Below are 20,834 nucleotides of genomic sequence, written 5' to 3'. Positions count from 1 at the left end.
TGACGACCGGCGCGTTCCGGCCACCCGCCAATTGTGAGCGTTCGATTAGCGGGTGGCCGGACCGGCAACCGGAGCCGCCTCCACCGCATCTACGCGAGTATGGAGGGCACGAAAAAACGTCGCCGGTACCTCGACTATCCGCGCCAGGGGAAGCGGGGCCTGCGCCGCTGGCTGCCGTCATGGCGGCTGTGGCTGGGCTGCTGCACCTTCGGAGTCGCCTGCCTGGCCGGACTGTTCGCGGTCGTCTACGCCAAGGTCGACATCCCCAACGAGAACGCGCTGGCCAACAAGGAGGCCACCGTCTACTACTGGGCGGACGGCAGCCAGATGGTCAGCGTGGGCGCGGTCAACCGGCAGAACGTCACCCTCGACAAAGTGCCGGAACACGTCCAGGACGCGGTGATAGCCGCCGAGAACGCCACCTTCTACAGCGATTCCGGCGTCTCCTTGACCGGTATCGGCCGCGCCGTGGTGAACATGCTGTCCGGCGGGGACACCCAGGGCGGCTCCACGATCACCCAGCAGTATGTGAAGAACACCTATCTCTCCCCGGACCAGACCGCCACCCGCAAGGTGAAGGAATTCATCATCGCGCTGAAGGTCAACAACCAGAAGTCCAAACGGGAGATACTGCGCGGCTATCTCAACACCAGCTGGTTCGGCCGCGGTTCGAACGGCATACAGGCGGCGGCGCACGCGTACTACGGCATCGACGCCAAGGACCTCAACCCCAGTCAGGGGGCCTTGCTGGCGTCCCTGCTGAAGGGCGCCGAGCAGTACGACCCGGGGCTGGGCAAGGCCAATCACGAGCGGGCGGTGGCACGCTGGAAGTGGATACTCGACCGGCTGGTCGCCACCGGGAAGATGAGCAAGGAAGAACGGGCCAGGTACCAGGAATTCCCGGAGCCGCGCCCGGTGGCCAAGCCCACCAGCCAGGCCGGCCAGATCGGCTATCTCGTCGATATCGCCAACAAGTTCGTCAAGAGCGCCACCGGGCTGACCGACAAGGACCTGGCCCGCGGCGGCTACCGCATCCGCACCACGTTCGACAAGGAGCGCACCCGCCGCCTGGAAAAGGCGGTCGACGACGTCCGCGGCAGGAACATCGACCCGGAGAAACGCCCCGAGGACACCTACGCGGAATTCGGCGCGGCCTCGGTACGCCCCAAGGACGGCGCGATCGTCGCGCTGTACGGCGGCGCCGACGCCACCCGGCACTTCAGCAACAACGCGGACACCTCCGCGGTCCCGGCCGGCTCCGCCTTCAAGCCGTTCGTGCTCGCGGCGTCCCTCCAGCAGGACGCCGAGGAGTTCGGCGACCAGCCGCGCCCGGCGGCCGTGGAGAAGCGGTCCGGGGATCTGCGCGGCGCCCTGATGCGAGCCGAGAACGCGCCGTTCGTGCAGGCCGGGCAGCGCCTCGGGCTGGAGCGGATCCGGGATCTGGCGCTGGGCGCCGGGCTGCGCAAGGAGAGCCTGGCGCAGCTGGAGCAGACCTTCCCGCTGGGCACCTCGGCACCCAGCGCGATCCGGCTGGCCAGCGCGTACACCACCTTCGCCAACGGCGGGCTGCACGCCGAGCCGTACGCCGTCTCGAAGATGACCTACGGCGGGCAGAGCGTGCAGGGCTTCGACCGCACCGACCCCCAGCGGGTCCTCGACCCCGAGGTGGCCCGGCAGGTGACCTGGGCGCTGGAGGGGGTGGGCTGGCGGACGCTCGGCTCACCGGGCGGCAAGCCGACCGGCCGGCCGGTCGCGGCGGGGGCCACCCAGCCCGGGGACCGGATGAAGTCGGCGTGGTTCGTCGGCAGCCCGCCGTCGGACACCGGCCCCCTCTGGGACGCCGGCTCCCGCGTCCGTACCGACCGCGCCCCCGCCGCCGGCAAGGGCGCCGGTGACGGCGATGAGCCCACCACCGCCATCACCCTCTTCCGGAACAAGCCGGGAGCGCCCCAGCTGCTGCCGCTGAACGGCGTCGGCGGCCCCGGCAGCGGGCTGGGCACGACCCTCCCGCCCCAGGTCTGGGCCGCCTACCAGGGCGCGTCGTAGCGCCCCGCGCGCCCCGTTCAGTCGTTGGCGACGACGGGGTAGCGCGGCTCCCGCTCGGCCATCTGCTTCAGCGCGTCCTTGCGGTCGCGCTTGGAGAGCCGGTCGATGTAGAGGTAGCCGTAGAGGTGGTCGGTCTCGTGCTGGAGGCAGCGCGCGAAGTAGCCGGTGCCCTGGACCACGATCGGCTCGCCCTTGGCGTCCTGGCCGCGGACCACCGCGTAGTCGGGGCGCGGCAGCTCGGCGTAGGCACCGGGGACGGACAGGCAGCCCTCGTTGGAGTCGTCCAGGACCCGGCGCCCGGCGGGCAGCTCGTCCAGGACGGGGTTGCAGACCGCGCCGACGTGCCGCACGCCCTCGTCGTCCAGGCAGTCGTAGACGAAGACCTTCAGGTCCACACCGATCTGGTTGGCGGCCAGGCCGACGCCCTCGGCGGTGCGCTGGCTGGCGAACATGTCGTCGATGAGCTGCGCGAGCGCGTCGTCGAACGCGGTGACGTCCTTGCACTCCTTGTGGAGCACCGGATTGCCGACCACGGTGATCGGGCGCGAGGTGCCGCGCTCGCGGTGGGCCGCCTCGCGCTCCTTCGCGTCCGTGACGTCGTCGACGAACTCGTCGCTCACCTGCTGATCCCTGTCCTGCTGAGCCATCTCCGCCGTACGCCTTCCTGAAAACCCTGATGGTCGCCGTACAGCCTACGGGGATGCGCTCCGGCTCTCAGCAGACCTCTTCAAGATCGCGCCATTCCCGGCTGTCCGGACTGTCCGCGACCCAGCCGTCCAGCAGACCGCGCACCAGGGCGGCGGGCGCGGCGATCCCGCACTCGCGCTCGGGGACCCACAGCGAGCCGGAGCCGGCCGTGCGGTGCCCCAGCGGACCCGGGTGGCCCGGTTCGCTGTGGTCGTGGGGGTCCAGGTGCTCGCCGTCACCCTCATCGCTGGGCATCCGGCTCTCCGAGCACGTACGGCACAGCAGCCGCACCGACGACGACCAGTCCTCGGCGGCGAACCCGGCGTCGGCCGCCAGCCGCTCCAGCGCGTCCCGGTCGGCCTCCGTGGCAGCCTCCAGGAGCACCACCCAGGTGGGGACCGGGGACGGCGCCCACAGCTCGATCTCGTCGAAGACCGGATACGCCCGGCTGGCGCCGCCGGCCGCGGTGATCCGCTCGCCGTGCGGGACGCCGTCATGCAGCACGACCTCGCCCCAGCGGCGCCCGGAGGACGGCAGCGGGATGGACAGCACCTCGATACGGGCCGGGTCCAGCCGGCGGCCCCAGACCACCTCGGCCTCGCCCTCGGGCGAGAGCCGGACCGCGGCGCTGCCCAGGGCCATCCCCAGCGGCTCACCGGTCGGGGAGCCCTCGCCGGGGACCTTGAGGCCGTACGCCTGCCAGGCGCGGCGGGCCAGCGGCCAGTCCTGGAGGGCGGTGGCGGCGATGCCCACGTTCCACCAGTCGGGCGCCCCGGTCTCGCGGTCCAGCAGGGCGACCGCGCGGAGCCCGGCGGCCCGCGCCTGCTCCCAGTCGTGCCGGAACTTGTGCAGCAGCGCGAGATTGAACCAGGACTCCGACAGCCAGGGCTCCATGTCCGCCGCGCGCGTCAGCAGCGCCCCCGCGTCCTCGTAACGGCCGTCGCCGATCAGCGTGAAAGCGCGGTCGGTCGCCTGCCGCCACGAGGCGGAGGGCCGGTGCCGTACCTTGCCGAAGATCCTCACGATTCCCGCCTGCTGGTTGCTCTTGTGCCGCTCCGGAGGCGTCCCGGACGGTGCCCGGGGCCTTCTGGGGGCCCACTCGACAACTTGCCACAGATTGCCGTCGGGCTCAGCCCGGTGTGCTGCGCCCCCCTTGCGGCTCCTTGCCCTTCGCCGACCCCCTGAATCCCCCTTCAGGGGGCTTCCTTCGCATCCAACCATGCCCATCTCGCAGGGCGCTCATTACCCATGGGTTCCGTGACGGTGGACGGGCCGCGAACGCTCCGCGGCGGGGCGCCGTATCCGCGCGTTCCGCGACCGGCGCACGGGCGCCGCGCTCAGGCGCCGCCCGCCAGGCCCCGGCCCGCTCGGCCGCCATGCGCCAGGACCCGGGACAGCGCCTCGACGACCCGCGGCTCGTGGTCCTGCGCGGTGGCCAGCCGCAGCCCCTCCAGGGCGCGCAGCGGCGCCCCCGGCCCCGCGGAGCGCGCGGCGAGATCGTCGTAGGCGTTGACGGTGCGGACGATACGGGCGGTGACCGGCTGCTCCCGGTACGGATCCGCCTGCCGCTCGACGATCACCGCGACCTCGGCGGGCACGCCGGTCTGCCGTACGACGGCGCCGCCCAGCAGCGCGATCCGGCGCTGTTCGGCGGTCGGCAGCGCGGCGGTGGCACCGCCCGGGACCGGGTCGACGAGCGAGAGCTGGCCGATGTCGTGCATCAGCGCGGCGCATTCGAGGACGTCCAAGTCCGCCGCGCCCAGCCCCAGTTCACGGCCCACCGCGCGGCTCAGCGCGGCGACCCGGCGGGCGTGGCCGGGCCGGGTGTAACCGGCGATCTCGGTCGCGCGGGCCAGCGAGGCGATGGTCTGGCGGTAGGTGGCGCGCACCGCCGCGTACCGGCGGAAGGCGAACTGGGTGAGCAGCAGCGGAAGGCAGAACACCGGCAGCGCCCACAGTCCGACGACCGCGGTGGCCAGCGCGATGACCACGCCGGTCGCACAGATGGCCGACCCGATCCCGGGCAGCGCGCGCAACTCGTCGCGCAGCAGCGGCCCGTAGGGCCAGCCGGTACGGGCCCGGGCCAGCGCCGCCGCCAGCACCGCGTCGCACAGCACGGTCAGCGCCAGCAGCCCGACCAGGAACAGCGGGCAGAGCGGACCGGCCGCACCCCAGGTGCGCAAGGTGCCGGTGTCGTACAGGGGTTGGAAGCAGGTGGCGGCGAAGCCGACGGTCAGCACCCGGCGGGCGAGCGGGTCCAGCGCCGGGCTGCCGCCCCGCACGACATACGGGACCAGCCCCACCAGACCGGCCGCCACCACCACCGCCACGGTCTGCGGTACGCCGTGGCTCGTCGGCCGCCCGCCCACCTCGCCGAGCAGCGCGTACGCCAGCGCCCCGGCGGCGCCGAGCGGCGCGCCCTCCCGCCGGCCGGGTCCGGAGCGCTCCGCGGGGCAGCGGCGCACCACCTCCCCCACCGCGATCAGCACGCCGAAGGCCAGCGCGTTCGCGGGCTCGGCGACCCCCTCCCACAGGGTCCGGCCCAGGCCCCAGCAGGCGAGCGCGGCGGCGGGAACGTGGACGCAGGCGACGGTGCGGCGGCCGGTCACCGGACGCCGCCCCGCCCGGCGCCCGACCGGGGCGCCCGCACCGGCGGGACGTTTCCGCGGGCCGCCGGGAGCCCCGGGTCCGGCTCCCCCGCCGTCACCTCGTCCGGGCGCCAGCCGTGCCGGTCGAGCGCCGCCGCCAGCGCCCGGACCATTCGCGGGTCGAACTGCGCCCCGGCGCACCTGCGCAGCTCCGCCACGGCGGCCGGAACCGGGCGGGCGCGGCGGTAGGAGCGGGTGGAGGTCATCGCGTCGAAGGCGTCCGCGACGGCCACCACCCGGGCGAACTCCGGGATTTGACGACCCGTCAGGCCGTAGGGGTAGCCGCGGCCGTCCACCCGCTCGTGGTGGTGCAGGATCGCCGCCCGCGCCTCGCCCAGGAAGCCGATCCCGCGCACGATCTCATGCCCGTACTCGGGGTGCAGTTCGATGATCCGCCGCTCCTCGGGGGTCAGCGGCCCGTCCTTGCGCAACAGCCGGGTGGGCACGCCGAGTTTGCCGACGTCGTGCAGGATCCCGGCGAACCGCAGCACCTCCAGCCGGTCCTGCGCCATGCCCAGCTCCCGGGCGATCATCACCGACGCCCGGCCGACCCGCTCGCTGTGCCCGCGGGTGTAGCGGTCCTTGATGTCGACGGCCTGGACCAGGGCGCGGATGGTGGCCTGGTGGGCGGCGCGTTCGCGGTGGTACTGGGCGAACACCCAGCAGGAGAGGTACACCGGCAGCAGCACCAGCAGCGCCGCCGGCGGCCCGTACACGCTGCGCCAGAGCACCGCCATCATCAGCCCGGCCAGTCCGTGCACCAGATGCGGCCCCAGCGAACGGGGCAGCAGCCCACGCCAGGCGGTGCTCAGGGGGTGCCGCTCGGCGGCCGCCAGCACCCCGCCGTCCAGCGCCGCGAGCACCGCGCAGAACGCCGCGGAGGCGGCCGCGGCGGGCAGCAGCAGGAGCGGGAAGTGCGGTGCGGACAGCGCGTGCCGGCCGAGAGCCCGGAAGGCCCCGAAGACCTGGCCGGCCGTCCAGCAGGCGAGGGCCAGTTCGGCGGCGTGCCAGAGCCGGCGCACGGCGGGCCAGGGCGCGGCGGCCGGGGCGAGCAGGGCGCCCGGGACGGCGGTCAGCGCGGCCAGCGGCGGGGGCAGCAGCAGCGCCCCGGCGAGCAGGACCGGTGTCGCCCACCCCTGAGGAAAGGCGCCGGACTCCTCGGCCGAGCCGCCTGCACCGCCGGCGCGCCGCCGCAGGCCGTCGGTCAACGGGCAGCGGCGGAGCCGTTCGCAGAGTGCGTACAGGGCGGCGAGTGCCAGGGCGCCGCTCCAGGGGGCGGCGGCGCCGAGCCGGATCGCGGGGGCCGTGCACAGCGCGGCGGCCAGGGCGGCGCAGCCGACATACACCCGCGCGGCCACCGGGAGTTCCCGCATCGCGCCCTCCTCACCCTGCCCCAGCGCACGCCCCGGCACGGCCGCGACCGCGGTACGCGGGGGGTTCGGCGAGAATAGAGGGGCCGGGGCGCCGGAGAGGGCGCATCAGCGGATCGGGCGGGACGAATCGCCCCAGCCCTCACCCCTTAGGGTGATGCGCGGCGTTATTCGGCGCGCGCCGTCTTGCTGCGTGCTTCGGTCTTCCCGACGGGCTCGGCCGCGTCCGCGCCGGAGCCGCCCGACGCCTCCGCCGCGCGCTCCCGCTGAGCCTGGTCATGCCGGGCCTGGTCGAGCACGCTGACCTCGGGCACGGCCTCCCCGGCCCGGATCAGATCGATCCGGCCCATGACCTTGGAGCGCAGGTCGGCGGGGACGTCATCGTGGCCGCAGCAGCGCTTGACGAGCTTCTTGACGGCCTGCTCCAGGCCGTACTTCTCCAGGCACGGCGAGCATTCGTCGAGATGCACCTGGAACTCCGCGCACTCCCCCGCCGGCATCTCGCGGTCGAGATACTCGTAGAGGTGGTCAAGGACCTCTGAGCAGTCCTTCTCGTGCGGCTCTCCGCAGCTCATGATCCCGAGCCTTTCCGGTCGTGCGGCTCCGACGCCGGCGCGGGCTGCGTCTTCGCAGCCGTCGCCCCCGCCGGGACCAGCCCGCGCTCGCGGGCGTAATCCTCCAGCATGCCGCGCAGTTGGCGCCGGCCGCGGTGCAGACGGGACATCACCGTGCCGATGGGTGTCCCCATGATGTCCGCGATCTCCTTGTACGCAAAGCCCTCGACGTCCGCGAGATAGACCGCGATGCGGAACTCCTCGGGGATCGCCTGGAGCGCGGCCTTCACGTCCGAGTCCGGAAGGTGGTCGAGTGCCTGCGACTCGGCGGAGCGCAGACCCGTCGACATGTGCGACTCGGCGCGCGCCAGCTGCCAGTCCTCGATCTCGTCGGCGGCGCTGCGCTGCGGCTCCCGCTGCTTCTTGCGGTAGGAGTTGATGAAGGTGTTCGTGAGGATGCGGTACAGCCAGGCTTTGAGGTTGGTCCCCTCCCGGAACTGGTGGAAGGACGCGTACGCCTTCGCGTACGTCTCCTGCACCAGGTCCTCCGCGTCGGCCGGATTGCGCGTCATGCGCAGCGCGGCGGAGTACATCTGGTCGAGGAAGCCGAGGGCGTCCCGCTCGAAGCGCGCGTTGCGCTCGGCGTCGCTCTCCTTCCGACCAGCGGTCTGCTCTCCCGCCGTGCCGTCGGTCCCTGCGTCGGTACCGGTGACCGGACCCACCTCCTCCAACCCCGTGGCGGATCCAGCCGCGGACCCACTCGATTCGGAGAATAGACGACGATCCGGTACCGCCGCCGCTCCAACGAGGGCGGGCTGTGCCACCTGCATCGGCGACCACTTCAGGTCGGCGGCCGGGCGGGCCGGGCAAGCGATTCCCATGCGGCGGACTCCCATTCCTCGTGCTGCGCTGGACGTACTCCACTGCCTACGCCAGGCACAACAGCGGCCGCGTCCCGGATCATTCCCGGGCCACCACGGGATTTCCGCGCAGGTCCAGCGGGGTCCGGCCTACGGGAGGCGTACCCCGGGCCGATCAGCCGAACATGCCGTCCAGCCACGCCACCACCGCGTCGGTGAGCTGTGCCATCGACTCCGCCTCGGTCACCCCCGCCGACTTCGGCACGGCGAAGCCGTGGTCGCCGCGGTCCACCTCGGTGATCTCGGTGCCCGCCGGGAACTCCGCCGGCCGCCCGAAGGGGTCCCGGCCCCCCTGGACGACCAGCGTCGGCACCCCGGCGCCCGTCAGCTCCTCGGCCCGCGACTTCTCCGGCCTCCCCGGCGGGTGCAGCGGGAAGCTCAGCGCCAGGACGGCGTGGGCGCCCAGCTCGCGCGCCGTGCGGCAGGCCACCCGGGCGCCCGCGCTGCGACCGCCCGCGACCACCGGCAGCCCCGGCTTCTCCAGCGCCGGCCAGAGCGCGGTCCACCCGGCGTCCAGGGTCTTCGGCGCGGGCGCCAGCTTCTTGCCGGCCACCCGCCACGGCTGCTCGACCAGCGCGACCGTGTAGCCGCGGGCCGGCAGCGCCGCCGCCAGCGCCCGCAGATCGCGGGCCTCGATGCCGCCGCCCGCGCCGTGGCCGACGGCGACCACGGCCCGGGACGGCTCGGCGTCCCGGTACCAGGTGATCCGCGCGTCGCCGGCAGGTGTGCCGACCGTCTCGCTCTCGTTCGCCCCTGTGCTCATACGCCCATCCTGCCCGCGGCGCACCGGGAAGGGCACCGCAGCGCGCCCCGGGCCCCTAGAAGAGCGTGCCGACCTCGGGGCCGTCCAGCTCGGTGACCAGCTCCGGCCCGTCGTTGCGGACGTTGCTGACGCCGGTCGGGACGGGATGGGCCCGCATCAGCCCGGCCGGCGGGGGCGCCAGCAGCTCGCGGACCTCGTCGGGGTCGGTGCGGGCCGGGTCCAGCCAGGCGTCCCAGCGGTCCGGCGGCAGGACCAGCGGCATCCGGGGGTGGATCTCGGCGAGCGACTGCGGGCCCTCGCCGCCGGTGGCCCCGGCGAGCGGGGTGGTCTCGGCCTCAGTGGTGACGACGGTGCAGGTCGCCCACCAGGCCAGCGGGTGGTCGCCGGGCAGCGTACGGTCCCGCCAGAACTCGTACAGCCCGGCCATCGCCATCACCGACCCGTCCACGGGCGTCACGAAGTACGGCTGCTTGCGGGGCCGCTTCCGCCTGCCCTGCTCCTCCAGCTCCCGCTCGGCGGCGTCGGTGACCCACTCGAAATAGCCGTCCCCGGGGAGCAGGCAGCGGCGGGTGGCGAACGCCTGCCGGAAGGACGGCTTCTCGTGCACCGTCTCGGCCCGCGCGTTGATCATCTTCGCCGCGGCCTCGGGTGACTTCGACCACGACGGGACCAGGCCCCACTTGAGCGTGCGCAGCTGGCGCACCGGGCCCGGCGGGAAGGCGGCGGCCGCCTCGCCCTTGAGGGGACGTTCCAGTACCACCCGCACGTTGTCCGTCGGAGCGATGTTCCAACTGGGCGCCAGGGTCTCCTTCGGGTCCCACCGCTGTATGCCGAAGATCCCCGTCAGTTCCTCGGGGCGACGGCTCGCCGCATACCTACCGCACATGCATGCCACACTGCCATGCCACACGAAGGGGAGACATGGACACCCACCACATCACCGACGTATGGGACCGGGTCTTCGGGGCCCAGCCCGATCCGGGCGTCTGGCTGGTGATCGTCACGGGCGTGCTCGCCCTCGGCGCCGTCGTCCCGCGCACCGCCTGGCGGCTCTCGCGGAACGCCGTCACCATCGCCCACGAGGGCGGCCACGGGCTGATCGCCCTGGTCACCGGCCGCCGTCTGGACGGCATCCGGCTGCACTCGGACACCTCGGGGCTGACCGTCTCCCGGGGCAAGCCGCACGGCCTGGGCATGGTGCTCACCGCCGCTGCCGGCTACACGGCCCCGTCCCTGCTCGGCCTGGCGGGCGCCGCGCTGCTCGCCTCCGGGCACATCACGGCCCTCCTGTGGGGCGCCACCGTGCTGCTGCTGGCGATGCTGGTGATGATCCGCAACGCGTACGGCGTGCTCACCGTCGTCCTCGCGGGCGGCACCTTCCTACTGGTCTCCTGGCTGACGACGGCGCAGGTGCAGGCGGCGTTCGCGTACGCGGTGGTGTGGTTCCTGCTGCTCGGCGGGATACGGCCGCCCTTCGAGCTCCAGGGCAAGCGGCGGCGCGGCGGCGCCGTGGACTCCGACCCGGACCAGCTCGCCCGCCTGACCCATGTCCCGGCGGCCGTCTGGCTCGGGTTCTTCCATGTGGTGACGCTGTGCTCCCTGATGGGCGGCGGACGCTGGCTGCTCGGCCTCTGACCGGCCGCCCCCCGTGGCGGGCGGCGCCGTCCGGCCGCCGGTAACCCGCATTCCGTACGGCGGTGGCGCCCCGTATACGCCTCTGGCCAGCGGCTGCACTACCAGTGCCATGTTTCGTGCAGGTTGCGCCGCTTTTGATCAAGATCGGCACCCTTGCCCAGCCATTAAAGTAAGGGCATGACCGAGAGCCCCGCACTCCCCGCCCTGTGGCCCGCCCCCGTAGCCCCGGGGGCGGTCGATGCCACCGTCACTGTGCCCGGCTCGAAATCGGTCACGAACCGCGGCCTGGTCCTGGCCGCCCTCTCCTCCGAACCCGGCTGGCTGCGCCGCCCGCTGCGCTCCCGCGACACGCTCCTGATGGCCGAGGCGCTGCGCACCATGGGCGTCGGCATCGAGGAGACCGCTTCCTCCAGCTCCTCCAGTTCTTCCGGCTCCTCCGGCTCCTCCGGCGGCGAGGCGTGGCGGATCATCCCCGCCGGGCTGCACGGCCCGGCCACCGTCGACGTCGGCAACGCCGGCACGGTCATGCGCTTCCTGCCGCCGGTCGCCGCGCTCGCCGACGGCCCCATCCGCTTCGACGGCGACCCCCGCTCCTACGAGCGCCCGCTGGGCGGTGTCATCGACGCGCTGCGCGCCCTCGGCGCCCGTATCGACGACGACAACCGCGGCGCCCTCCCGATGACGGTGTTCGGCGGCGGCGCCCTGGAGGGCGGCAGGGTGGAGATCGACGCCTCCTCGTCGTCCCAGTTCGTCAGCGCCCTGCTGCTGTCCGCGGCACGCTTCAACCAGGGCGTCGAGGTCCGCCACGTCGGCGCGGCGCTGCCCTCGATGCCGCACATCCGGATGACCGTCGACATGCTGCGCGGCGTCGGCGCCCAGGTGGACACCCCGGAGGCGGGCGGCGAGCCGAACGTCTGGCGGGTCACCCCCGGTGCCCTGCTCGGCCGCGACCTGGTCGTCGAGCCGGACCTCTCCAACGCCCAGCCCTTCCTGGCCGCGGCGCTGGTCACCGGCGGCCGGGTCACCATCCCGGACTGGCCCGAGCGCACCACCCAGCCCGGCGACGCGCTGCGCGAGATCTTCACCGCCATGGGCGGTTCCTGTGAGCTGACCGACCAGGGGCTGACCTTCACCGGCAGCGGCCGGATCCACGGCATCGACGTCGATCTCGGCGAGGTCGGCGAGCTGACCCCGGGCATCGCCGCGGTCGCCGCGCTCGCCGACTCCCCCTCCACGCTCCGCGGCGTCGCCCACCTGCGGCTGCACGAGACCGACCGGCTCGCCGCGCTCACCAAGGAGCTCAACGAACTCGGCGGCGATGTCACCGAGACCGCCGACGGGCTGCACATCCGGCCGCGCCCGCTGCACGGCGGCATCTTCCACACCTACGAGGACCACCGGCTGGCGACCGCCGCCGCGGTCATCGGCCTCGCCGTCGAGGGCATCGAGGTGGAGAACGTCGCCACCACCGGCAAGACGCTGCCCGACTTCCCCGGGCTGTGGACGGACATGCTCAATCCGGCGGTCCCCGCCCGGAGAGCCTGAGGGCAGCCGCCACCATGCGCCGCTACGGCAAGAACCCCGATGAGGACGACGTCCGCGTACGCCCCAACCGCAAGGGCAACCGTCCCCGTACGAACATCCGCCCCAAGCACGAGGACGCCTGCGAGGGCCTGGTCCTGACCGTCGACCGGGGCCGCCTCACCTGCCTCATCGAAGGCCGCACGGTCACCGCGATGAAGGCCCGCGAACTGGGCCGCAAGAGCGCCGTGGTCGGCGACCGGGTCGCGGTGGTCGGCGACCTGACCGGCGCCAAGGACACCCTCGCCCGGATAGTCCGGGTCGAACCGCGCACCTCGACGCTGCGCCGTACGGCCGACGACGACGACCCGTACGAGCGGGTGGTGGTCGCCAACGCCGACCAGCTCGCCATCGTCACCGCGCTCGCCGACCCCGAGCCGCGCCCGCGGCTCATCGACCGCTGCCTGGTCGCCGCCTACGACGCGGGCCTGGACCCGCTCCTGGTGCTGACCAAGTCGGATCTGGCCTCCGCGGACGCCCTGCTGGAGTCCTACGGCGCACTCGGCGTCCCGTACGTCGTCACCAACCGCGACGAACTCGCCGACGGCACCGCCGCCGACCGCGTCCGGGAGCAGCTGACCGGGCGGATGACAGCGTTCGTCGGGCACTCCGGGGTGGGCAAGACCACCCTGGTCAACGCCCTCGTCCCGGAGCGCCGCCGGGCCACCGGCCAGGTCAACGCGGTCACCGGCCGCGGCCGGCACACCACCACCTCCGCGCTCGCACTGCCGCTGCCCGGCGACTCCGGCTGGGTCATCGACACCCCCGGCGTACGCTCCTTCGGGCTGGCCCACATCGACCCGTCCCGGGTCATCCACGCCTTCCCCGACCTGGAGCCGGGCACCGAAGGCTGCCCGCGCGCGTGCAGCCACGACGAGCAGGACTGCGCCCTGGACGAGTGGGTGGCCGACGGGCACGCCGAGCCGGCCCGGCTGTACTCACTGCGCCGCCTGCTGGCCACCCGGGAGCGACGCGAGGGCGACTGACCGCCGCAATCCGCTGCCGCCCCTCCGGGCCGCGGGCATAATCGCACCCGGGCCGGTCCCCTACCGGCGAAGTGGTCACCTGGCTGAAGCGGTCATCGAGCTGACGGAGGCAATGGGACATGGCGTGGCTGCTGGTCGTGGTGGCGGGGATCCTGGAGACCGGCTTCGCGGTCTGCCTCAAGCTCTCGCACGGCTTCACCCGCCTCTTCCCGACCCTCGCCTTCGCCGCGTTCGCCCTCGGCAGCTTCGGCCTGCTGACGCTGGCGCTGCGCAAGCTCGACGTGGGCCCGGCGTACGCGGTCTGGACCGGCATCGGCGCGGCCGGCACCGCGATCTACGGCATGGTCTTCCTCGGCGACCTGGTCTCCACCCTGAAGATCGTCTCCATCACCCTGGTCATCGTCGGGGTGATCGGGTTGCAGTTGTCCGGGTCGGCGCACTGACACCGGACCCTCCGCCCGACCGGGTCCGGCCACCGCGCCGCGCTCCGACAGCCCCGCGAACGCACCCCGTACGAGCCGGTCCACCGCCTCGCCCTCCAGCTCCCGGCGCGGCCCCCGCCGCGCCAGCGGTACCCGGCCCGGCGCCCGCCCGGCGGGGCCCGGCCGGGGGTCCGCGCCGCCCTCCGGGGCGACCACGCAGGACAGCGTCAGCCGGGCCGCGGTCTCGCAGGCGGCGCCCAGGGCGGGCAGCTCCTCACGCGGCCAGCCGGGCTCCAGCGCGGCGACCGCCCGGTCCCGGAAGCGGCCGACCAACTCGGTGGGACCGTTCGGCGGGGTCGGCAGCCGGTCCGCCCAGCATCCGGTGAGCGCGGCCCTGACCAGCGGATTCGCCCGCGCCGTGCGCAGCGTCCAGGCCGCCGCGGCGACCACCCGCCCGGCCGCGTCGCCCGGCGGCCCGACCGCCGCCGGCCCGTCCGGGGCGAGCGCCCGCTCCACCCCGGCCAGGTAGGTGTCGGTCTCCCGGCGGACGAGGGCGCGCGCCAGCCCCTCCTTGCTGCCGAACTCGTTGTAGAGCGTCTGCCGGGACACCCCGGCCGCGGTCGCCACGTCCACCATCCGAACGGCCGTCCAGGCGCGGGCCAGCAGCGCCGCATAGGCGGCGTCCAGGAGGGATTCACGTGCCGAGGGCATCCGCCACCTCCCCGGTCCGAGGCCCGAATCAGCTGCTCCCGCACAGAATTGACGTGGCGTCAGGAAGTGTCAAGGGCCGCCGCGGGGACCGTCCGGGGGAGCCTGCGCGCCGCGCCCCGAGACACCACCCGTAGGGCCCGGCATGGTCGTGTGGCTCCCGCGCATACCAGTAGATACTGTTCGCACATGCCCGACTATCACGATGATCTTCGCCTCGGCCATGTCCTCGCGGACGCCGCGGACGCCGCGACGATGGAGCGGTTCAAGGCCCTCGACCTCAAGGTCGAGACCAAACCGGACATGACACCGGTGAGCGAGGCGGACAAATCCGCCGAGGAGCTGATCCGCGGCCAGCTCCAGCGCGCCCGGCCGCGGGACGCGGTGCTCGGCGAGGAGTTCGGCAGCGAGGGCTCGGGGCCGCGCCGCTGGATCATCGACCCGATCGACGGCACCAAGAACTACGTCCGCGGGGTGCCGGTGTGGGCGACGCTGATCGCCCTGATGGAGCGCGGCGAGGGCGGCGACCGGCCGGTGGTCGGCATCGTCTCCGCCCCGGCGCTGAACCGCCGCTGGTGGGCCGCCGAGGGCCTGGGCGCCTTCACCGGCCGCAGCCTGACCTCCGCGACCCGGCTCACCACCTCGCGGGTCGGCCGCATCCAGGACGCCTCGTTCGCGTACTCCTCGCTGACCGGCTGGGAGGAGCGCGGCCGGCTGTCCAGTTTCCTCGACCTGTCCCGGGACTGCTGGCGCACCCGGGCCTACGGCGACTTCTGGCCGTACATGATGGTCGCCGAGGGCTCGGTGGACATCTGCGCGGAGCCCGAGCTGTCGCTGTGGGACATGGCGGCCTGCGCGGTCATCGTCCAGGAGTCGGGCGGCCGGTTCACGGGGCTGGACGGCCGGCCCGGCCCGCACAGCGGGAACGCCGCCGCCTCCAACGGACTGCTCCACGAGGACCTACTGAGCTACCTCGGCGACACCCGGGGCTGACACCCGACGGCCGTTCCGCGGCCGATCGCGCGCCGGATCCAGGCGCCGACCTGCGCAGACCCGCGAAGGGGCAGATATTCGGACAGGCGTCCAACATTTGCCCCTTGTTGCACCAACCGGAGCATGTGAACATGAGAATCCCCCCGTTTGTGAACTTGTGAATGGGTTCGCAAGGTCACATGCACCAAGGAGGTGGCTCCACTCCATGCCCATGCTCGTCAAAGACGCCATGAGCACGGTGGTCCTCACCATCGGGCCGGCTCACACCCTCCGCCAGGCGGCACGACTGATGGCGGCCCGCCGCATCGGCTCGGCCGTGGTCCTCGACAACGACACCTGTGGCATCGGCATCCTCACCGAGCGCGACATCCTCAACTCCCTCGGCGCGGGCGAGAACCCCGACCGGGAGACCGCACAGAGCCACACCACCCCCGACGTGGTCTTCGCGACACCGGACTGGACGCTGGACGACGCCGCGGAGGCCATGGTGCGCGGCGGCTTCCGCCATCTCATCGTCCTCGACGGCCACGAACCGGTCGGCGTCGTCTCGGTCCGCGACATCATCCGCTGCTGGTCGGCCGTCCCGGTGCGGGCGGACGCAATTCCCGCCTGAGGCCGGCAGGCCGGGCAAGTACTGCCGGCAGGCCGGGCAAGTACTGCCGACAGACCGGGCAAGTACTGCTGCCAAGCCGGGCAAGCGCTGCCGGCAGGCCCGGCCGGTGCCGCCGCGGGCCGGACCGGTTCCGTACACTCCCCCTCCACGGCGCACGAAGAGGCCGGAGCCCCATGGCGTCCGGCCTCTTCGGCTCTTACGGCAAGCGGCAGTTGAGCGGTCCCGCGGCCGGAGACGTCCCCGCGTGAGCGACGGCGGTCCGGCCGTGGGGCGCTCCGGCTAGCCGCGCAGGGCCTGGACCGCGGCTTCCAGCCGCTTGCCGTAGTCCGCGTCCGCCTTGCGGAAGTTCTCGATCGCGCGCTGTGCGATGTCTTCGCGGGAGACCTTGGCGATGAAGCCCGCCAGGTTGTTGATCAGGCGCTCCTTCTCGGCCTCCGATATCAGGCGGTAGAGGTTGCCCGCCTGCACGAAGTCGTCGTCCTCGGCGTGCGAGGGCGCCGCGCTCTTGCCGGACTCACCGGTCACCGCGACCGGCTGCCACAACGGCCGGCCGGTCTCGGCCGGGCCGCCGAAGCTGTTCGGCTCGTAGTTCTTCCGGCCGCCGTGGCGGCCGTCGTAGAGGGCCCCGTCGCGGCCGTGGCTGCGCGCCTCCGTGGCGTGCGGGCGGTTGACCGGGAGGTGGTCGGCGTTGATGCCGACGCGGTAGCGGTGGGCGTCGCCGTACGCGAAGAGCCGGCCCTGGAGCATCTTGTCGGGGGACGGGCCGATACCCGGCACGAAGTGGTGCGGGGAGAAGATCGACTGCTCGACCTCGGCGAAGATGTTCTGCGGGTTGCGGTTGAGCTCCAGCTTGCCGATCTCGATCGGCGGGTAGTCCTCGTGCGGCCAGACCTTGGTCAGGTCGAACGGGTTGAAGCGGTAGGCGGCCGCCTCGGCCGCCGGCATGATCTGCACCTGGACGGTCCAGGTCGGGAAGTCGCCGCGCTCGATGGACTCGCGCAGGTCGCGCTGGTGGCTGTCCGGGTCCTCACCGGCGAGCCTGTTGGCCTCGTCCTGGGTGAGGTTCTTGATGCCCTGGTCGGTCTTGAAGTGGTACTTGACCCAGAAGACCTCGCCCGCCTCGTTGTTCCACTGGAAGGTGTGCGAGCCGTAGCCGTTCATGTGGCGGTACGTGGCGGGGATGCCGCGGTCGCCGAACAGCCAGGTCACCTGGTGGGTGGACTCGGGCGACAGGCCCCAGAAGTCCCAGACGTTGTCCGCCTCTTGGGAGCCGGTGTACGGGTCGCGCTTCTGGGTGTGGATGAAGTCGGGGAACTTGATGGCGTCCTTGATGAAGAACACCGGGGTGTTGTTGCCGACGAGGTCGTAGTTGCCCTCTTCGGTGTAGAACTTCAGCGCGAAGCCGCGGGGGTCGCGCACCGCGTCCGCCGCTCCGAGGTTGCCGGCGACGGTCGAGAAGCGCAGGAACGTCTCGGTCTGCTTGCCGACCTCGGAGAGGAAGTTCGCGCGGGTGTACTTGGTCACGTCCGCGGTCACCGTGAACGTGCCGTACGCACCGGCGCCGCGGGCGTGCACGATGCGCTCCGGAATGCGCTCGCGGTTGAAGTGCGCGAGCTTCTCGATCAGGAGCTGGTCCTGGATCAGACCGGGGCCGCCGACGCCGGCCGTCTCGCTGTTCTGGTTGTCCGCGACCGGGGCCCCGGCCTCCGTGGTCAGCGGTCCGGTGGTGGTCTCTACCGACACGTGCGCCTCCTGACGTCTTCGTACACCTGCCCTTGGCTTGCGCCGATCACGATCCTACATTGGACACTGTCTAAGTCAAGAAGTACCCGAAACTCGTACCTGATCCGGTGATGGACCCCCACTGGTACCCTGGTGTCTATCTGACTGATAGGTGATTGGCATGAGTGACCTGCTGGAACGACTCCGGGGACGCGGCTGGCGGCTGACCGCACAGCGCCGCGTCGTCGCCGAGGTCCTCGACGGGGACCACGTCCACTACACGGCCGACGAGGTGCACGCCCGGGCGACCGAACGCCTCCCCGAGATCTCCCGCGCCACGGTCTACAACACCCTCGGCGAACTGGTCTCGCTCGGCGAGGTGATCGAGGTGAGCACCGACGGCCGTGCCAAGCGCTACGACCCCAACGCCCATCACGACCACCAGCACCTGGTCTGCTCGCGGTGTGGCACGATCCGCGACGTCCACGTCCACGGCGACCCGCTCACCGCCCTCCCCGAACCGGAGCGCTACGGCTTCCAGGTCTCCGAGGTCACCGTGACGTACCGGGGCATCTGCCCCAACTGCTCCGGCTCCTGAGGGAGGAGCCGGCCGGAGTCCGCACCGGCCGGCGGCGGGGCGAGCTCCGCCTCGCCGCTCGACCGTGCCCCGTACGCGGAGGCGGTCGGCCGCCAACCCATGAACCGACGGTCCCGGTGGAGGGCCTGGGCGGCGGCACGCAGGAGACCTCATACGACGAAGGCCCGGATCCTTGAAGGATCCGGGCCCTGGTCTTCAGTAGCGGGGACAGGATTTGAACCTGCGACCTCTGGGTTATGAGCCCAGCGAGCTACCGAGCTGCTCCACCCCGCGTCGTTGTGGCACAACTCTAACCCCAGGCCGACGACCAGCGCAAATCCCTTCCGCGGCCCAGGGCCCGGCCCTCCGACCCGCCCCTGGGCCGCGGGCGCGCCGGGCCCGCGGTACGGCGCGCTGCGGGCCGAAACGCCTAGGCGCTCAGCTCCTCCTGGAGGGCGGTGCGCAGCCGCGCCGCACGCTCCGCGACCTCCGGCGGCCCCAGCTCCACGGCCCGCCCGCACCACTTCTGGGCCTCCGCCAGCGCACCGCGCCGGGCGGCGATCAGCGCCAGCCGGAGCGCCGCCCGGCCGTGGCCGTCCTCGGCGGCGCGCTGCCACCACATGGTGGCCTCGGGCAGGCTGCCCTCGCGGGCCAGCAGCAGCCCGAGGTTGAAGGCGCCGTTGCGGCTGCCGGCCTCGGCTGCCGCGCGGTACCAGGTCGCCGCCTCGACGGCATCACCACGAGCCGCCGCGAACATGCCAACCCGGACCTGGGCGCGGCGGTGCCCCTGCCGAGCGGCCCTCTCGTACCACTGCGTGCTCTCGTCGTCGCCGGTCCGGTCGCCGTCCGCGAGCCCGGCGCCGCCCGACTCCGCGGCCTTGCGGTCCAGGAGGTCGGCGAGCCGGAACGCGGCCTCGGCGCTGCCGCCGCCGGCCGCGCAGCGCAGATTCCGCTCGGCGTCCAGGAGGTCGCCGTCGCGCAGCTGCACGATGGCGACTTGGAGCGCCGCCTCGGTGTGCCCGGCCGCCGCCGCCCGCTCGTACCAGCAGTGCGCCAGCCGCTCCTCACCGCGGCCGGCGAACAGGATGCCGAGGTTGAACGCGGCGTCCACGCTGCCCGCTTCGGCCGCCTTGGAGAACCACGGCTCCGCCCCGGAGGCGTCGCCGCGCTGGAGCAGCAGGATGGCCAGCGCGTTGGCGGCCTCGCGGTGGCCCGCGTACGCGGCCCGGCGGTACCACTGCTCACTGCGGCCCGGCGAGCCCTGCTCGGCGCACAACAGGCCCAGGTTGTAGGCGCCGTTGACGTCCCCGGCGTCCAGCGCGGCGCGGTACCAGCGCTCGGCGGTCTGCAGTTCGCCGCGGTCGGCGTGCAGCGCGCCCAGCGCGTTGGCGGCGTTGCCGTCGCCGTCCTGGGCCGCGCGCCGCCACCACTCCGCGGCGCTCTCCTCGTCCCCGGCGTCGCGCAGCAGGAAGCCCAGCGCGCAGGCGGCCCGCGCCTCACCGTCCTTGGCGGCGGACAGGTACCAGCGGCCCGCCTCCTGGACGTCACCGCGGTCCTCCAGCAGCGCGCCCAACTGGAGCGCGGCCCGCCGGTGTCCGCGCGCGGCGGCCTGGCGGTACCACTGCTCGGCCTCGACCTGCTGCGTCAACTCGCCGTAGGCGGGCACCGCGCGGCGGTCCGCGTCGCGGCCGTCCTCGATGAGCCGGGCCAGGCGGTACGCGGCCTCGCGGTGGCCCCGCTCGGCAGCGGTCCGGAACCAACGCTCGGCGCCGATGTCGCCGCGGTGCTCCAGCAGGTCGGCAAGGGCGTACGCGCCCAGGCAGTGGCCGGACTCGGCGGACTGGCGCAGCCAGTACTCGGCGGCCGGTTCGTCGCCGCGCTCGCGGTAGTGGCGGCCCAGGGCGTGCGCGGCGGCGGCGGAGCCGGCGACAGCGGCGATCCGCCACCAGCCGGCGGCCTCGTCGGCGTAGCCCCGCTGGTGCAGCAGGACGCCGAGGTTGTTGGCCGCGGCGCGGTCTCCGGCGGCGGCGGCGGAGCGCAGGTGCGGCTCGGCCCCGTCCAGGTCGGCGCGGCGCAGCAGCATCGCGCCCAGCGCGCTCATGGCGGCGGTGTCGCCCTCCTCCGCGGCCCGGCGGTGACTGGTCTCGGTCACCGCGTCGGACGCCTCGGCGGCCTCCATCGCGTCCATCGGCATCTCGGATTCGCGCCCGTCGTCGGGCGCATGCACAAACCGGTCTGTCTCCAACAACCTTGCCTTGTCCCCCATAAGAGCCATCGTCGCATCACCCGTAACCCGCGTACACCTGGTATACCGCAGCCAGTGAGGTCACTTCAGCGGTTTGTCGACTTCCCGACACGGCGACATGCCAAACTCAAGCACACAGCTTTCCCACATGGGTCTTCCGACCCGCCCCCGGCCGGCTTTGACCCGAACGCATGACGAAGGCCCGGATTCTCAAGGAATCCGGGCCTTGGTCTTGAGTAGCGGGGACAGGATTTGAACCTGCGACCTCTGGGTTATGAGCCCAGCGAGCTACCGAGCTGCTCCACCCCGCGACGTTGTGACCCCAACGTATCACGGCGCCGGGACGGCAGTTGACGCCGGGCCC

At 73.1% G+C, this 20,834-nt stretch carries 18 protein-coding genes, 2 tRNA genes and 1 pseudogene; 8 read left to right on the top strand and 13 right to left on the bottom strand.

Going from position 1 to position 20,834, the window contains the following annotated elements; translation table 11 throughout:
* Positions 1–99: 99 nt before the first annotated feature.
* Positions 100–2,046 (top strand): transglycosylase domain-containing protein, encoded by a 1,947-nt coding sequence (locus ACO1BR_RS04860; RefSeq protein WP_426793762.1) that lies wholly within the window; start codon positions 100–102, stop codon positions 2,044–2,046.
* Between the two features lie 17 nt (positions 2,047–2,063).
* Here ACO1BR_RS04860 and def read toward each other — a convergent pair whose 3' ends face one another.
* The 8 genes from def to ACO1BR_RS04820 all read right to left on the bottom strand — a co-directional run bounded on the left by def (position 2,064) and on the right by ACO1BR_RS04820 (position 9,874).
* Positions 2,064–2,693: a peptide deformylase gene (gene def / locus ACO1BR_RS04855; RefSeq protein ID WP_426793761.1), complete on the bottom strand. Its 630-nt coding sequence runs from the start codon at positions 2,691–2,693 to the stop codon at positions 2,064–2,066.
* 67 nt (positions 2,694–2,760) lie between these two features.
* Positions 2,761–3,756 carry a tetratricopeptide repeat protein gene (locus tag ACO1BR_RS04850; RefSeq protein ID WP_426793760.1) on the bottom strand — a complete coding sequence of 332 codons (996 nt, stop codon included), beginning with the start codon at positions 3,754–3,756 and terminating at the stop codon, positions 2,761–2,763.
* A gap of 314 nt (positions 3,757–4,070) precedes the next feature.
* On the bottom strand, positions 4,071–5,342 hold the full coding sequence (locus ACO1BR_RS04845) for an HD-GYP domain-containing protein (protein ID WP_426793759.1): 1,272 nt from the start codon (positions 5,340–5,342) through the stop codon (positions 4,071–4,073).
* A complete protein-coding gene (locus ACO1BR_RS04840; protein WP_426793758.1) occupies positions 5,339–6,754 on the bottom strand; it encodes an HD-GYP domain-containing protein in 1,416 nt (471 codons plus the stop codon). The genes ACO1BR_RS04845 and ACO1BR_RS04840 overlap by 4 nt, the downstream gene beginning before the upstream one ends.
* Before the next feature lie 164 nt (positions 6,755–6,918).
* Positions 6,919–7,326 (bottom strand): mycothiol system anti-sigma-R factor, encoded by a 408-nt coding sequence (rsrA, locus tag ACO1BR_RS04835; protein ID WP_426793757.1) that lies wholly within the window; start codon positions 7,324–7,326, stop codon positions 6,919–6,921.
* Positions 7,323–8,027, bottom strand: coding sequence for a sigma-70 family RNA polymerase sigma factor (locus ACO1BR_RS04830; RefSeq protein ID WP_426793756.1), 705 nt, complete (start codon positions 8,025–8,027; stop codon positions 7,323–7,325). Before ACO1BR_RS04830 ends, rsrA begins: the two co-directional genes overlap by 4 nt.
* A gap of 313 nt (positions 8,028–8,340) precedes the next feature.
* Entirely contained in the window at positions 8,341–8,988 is a 648-nt protein-coding gene (locus ACO1BR_RS04825; RefSeq protein WP_426793755.1) for an alpha/beta family hydrolase, read from the bottom strand.
* A 55-nt stretch (positions 8,989–9,043) separates the two neighbouring features.
* Entirely contained in the window at positions 9,044–9,874 is an 831-nt protein-coding gene (locus ACO1BR_RS04820) for an SOS response-associated peptidase (protein WP_426793754.1), read from the bottom strand.
* Between the two features lie 35 nt (positions 9,875–9,909).
* On the opposite strand from ACO1BR_RS04820, the gene ACO1BR_RS04815 reads away from it, so the two are divergent.
* From ACO1BR_RS04815 to ACO1BR_RS04800, 4 genes are all read left to right on the top strand, one after another.
* Complete coding sequence (locus ACO1BR_RS04815) at positions 9,910–10,623, top strand: M50 family metallopeptidase (RefSeq protein WP_426793753.1); 714 nt, start codon at positions 9,910–9,912, stop codon at positions 10,621–10,623.
* 177 nt (positions 10,624–10,800) lie between these two features.
* Positions 10,801–12,168: a 3-phosphoshikimate 1-carboxyvinyltransferase gene (gene aroA / locus ACO1BR_RS04810; RefSeq protein ID WP_426793752.1), complete on the top strand. Its 1,368-nt coding sequence runs from the start codon at positions 10,801–10,803 to the stop codon at positions 12,166–12,168.
* A gap of 14 nt (positions 12,169–12,182) precedes the next feature.
* Positions 12,183–13,190 carry a ribosome small subunit-dependent GTPase A gene (rsgA, locus tag ACO1BR_RS04805; protein WP_159508142.1) on the top strand — a complete coding sequence of 336 codons (1,008 nt, stop codon included), beginning with the start codon at positions 12,183–12,185 and terminating at the stop codon, positions 13,188–13,190.
* Between the two features lie 119 nt (positions 13,191–13,309).
* Positions 13,310–13,633 carry a DMT family transporter gene (locus ACO1BR_RS04800; RefSeq protein ID WP_043266021.1) on the top strand — a complete coding sequence of 108 codons (324 nt, stop codon included), beginning with the start codon at positions 13,310–13,312 and terminating at the stop codon, positions 13,631–13,633.
* Between the two features lie 105 nt (positions 13,634–13,738).
* On the opposite strand, the pseudogene ACO1BR_RS04795 reads toward ACO1BR_RS04800, so the two are convergent.
* Positions 13,739–14,323, bottom strand: a pseudogene (locus tag ACO1BR_RS04795) (TetR/AcrR family transcriptional regulator); the annotation flags it as partial.
* Positions 14,324–14,509: 186 nt separating this feature from the next.
* Here ACO1BR_RS04795 and hisN point away from each other — a divergent pair.
* On the top strand, positions 14,510–15,313 hold the full coding sequence (gene hisN, locus ACO1BR_RS04790; RefSeq protein WP_426793751.1) for a histidinol-phosphatase: 804 nt from the start codon (positions 14,510–14,512) through the stop codon (positions 15,311–15,313).
* Between the two features lie 211 nt (positions 15,314–15,524).
* Positions 15,525–15,926 carry a CBS domain-containing protein gene (locus ACO1BR_RS04785; protein ID WP_426793997.1) on the top strand — a complete coding sequence of 134 codons (402 nt, stop codon included), beginning with the start codon at positions 15,525–15,527 and terminating at the stop codon, positions 15,924–15,926.
* 279 nt (positions 15,927–16,205) lie between these two features.
* On the opposite strand, the gene ACO1BR_RS04780 is transcribed toward ACO1BR_RS04785, so the two are convergent.
* Positions 16,206–17,669, bottom strand: a complete 1,464-nt coding sequence (locus ACO1BR_RS04780; RefSeq protein WP_426793750.1) for a catalase — start codon at positions 17,667–17,669, stop codon at positions 16,206–16,208.
* Between the two features lie 160 nt (positions 17,670–17,829).
* On the opposite strand from ACO1BR_RS04780, the gene ACO1BR_RS04775 reads away from it, so the two are divergent.
* Complete coding sequence (locus tag ACO1BR_RS04775; protein ID WP_426793749.1) at positions 17,830–18,246, top strand: Fur family transcriptional regulator; 417 nt, start codon at positions 17,830–17,832, stop codon at positions 18,244–18,246.
* 199 nt (positions 18,247–18,445) lie between these two features.
* On the opposite strand, the gene ACO1BR_RS04770 is transcribed toward ACO1BR_RS04775, so the two are convergent.
* From ACO1BR_RS04770 to ACO1BR_RS04760, 3 genes are all read right to left on the bottom strand, one after another.
* A tRNA-Met gene (locus tag ACO1BR_RS04770) sits at positions 18,446–18,519 on the bottom strand.
* A 136-nt stretch (positions 18,520–18,655) separates the two neighbouring features.
* Positions 18,656–20,452: a sel1 repeat family protein gene (locus tag ACO1BR_RS04765; protein WP_426793748.1), complete on the bottom strand. Its 1,797-nt coding sequence runs from the start codon at positions 20,450–20,452 to the stop codon at positions 18,656–18,658.
* Between the two features lie 255 nt (positions 20,453–20,707).
* Positions 20,708–20,781: transfer RNA gene (locus ACO1BR_RS04760), tRNA-Met, on the bottom strand.
* Positions 20,782–20,834: the final 53 nt, after the last annotated feature.

This window comes from Streptomyces sp. YGL11-2, assembly GCF_050054615.1.
In the GTDB taxonomy this organism is placed as follows: domain Bacteria; phylum Actinomycetota; class Actinomycetes; order Streptomycetales; family Streptomycetaceae; genus Streptomyces.
The sequence above is the reverse complement of the archived record's forward strand: the minus strand, read 5'-3'. Positions and strand labels throughout refer to the sequence as shown.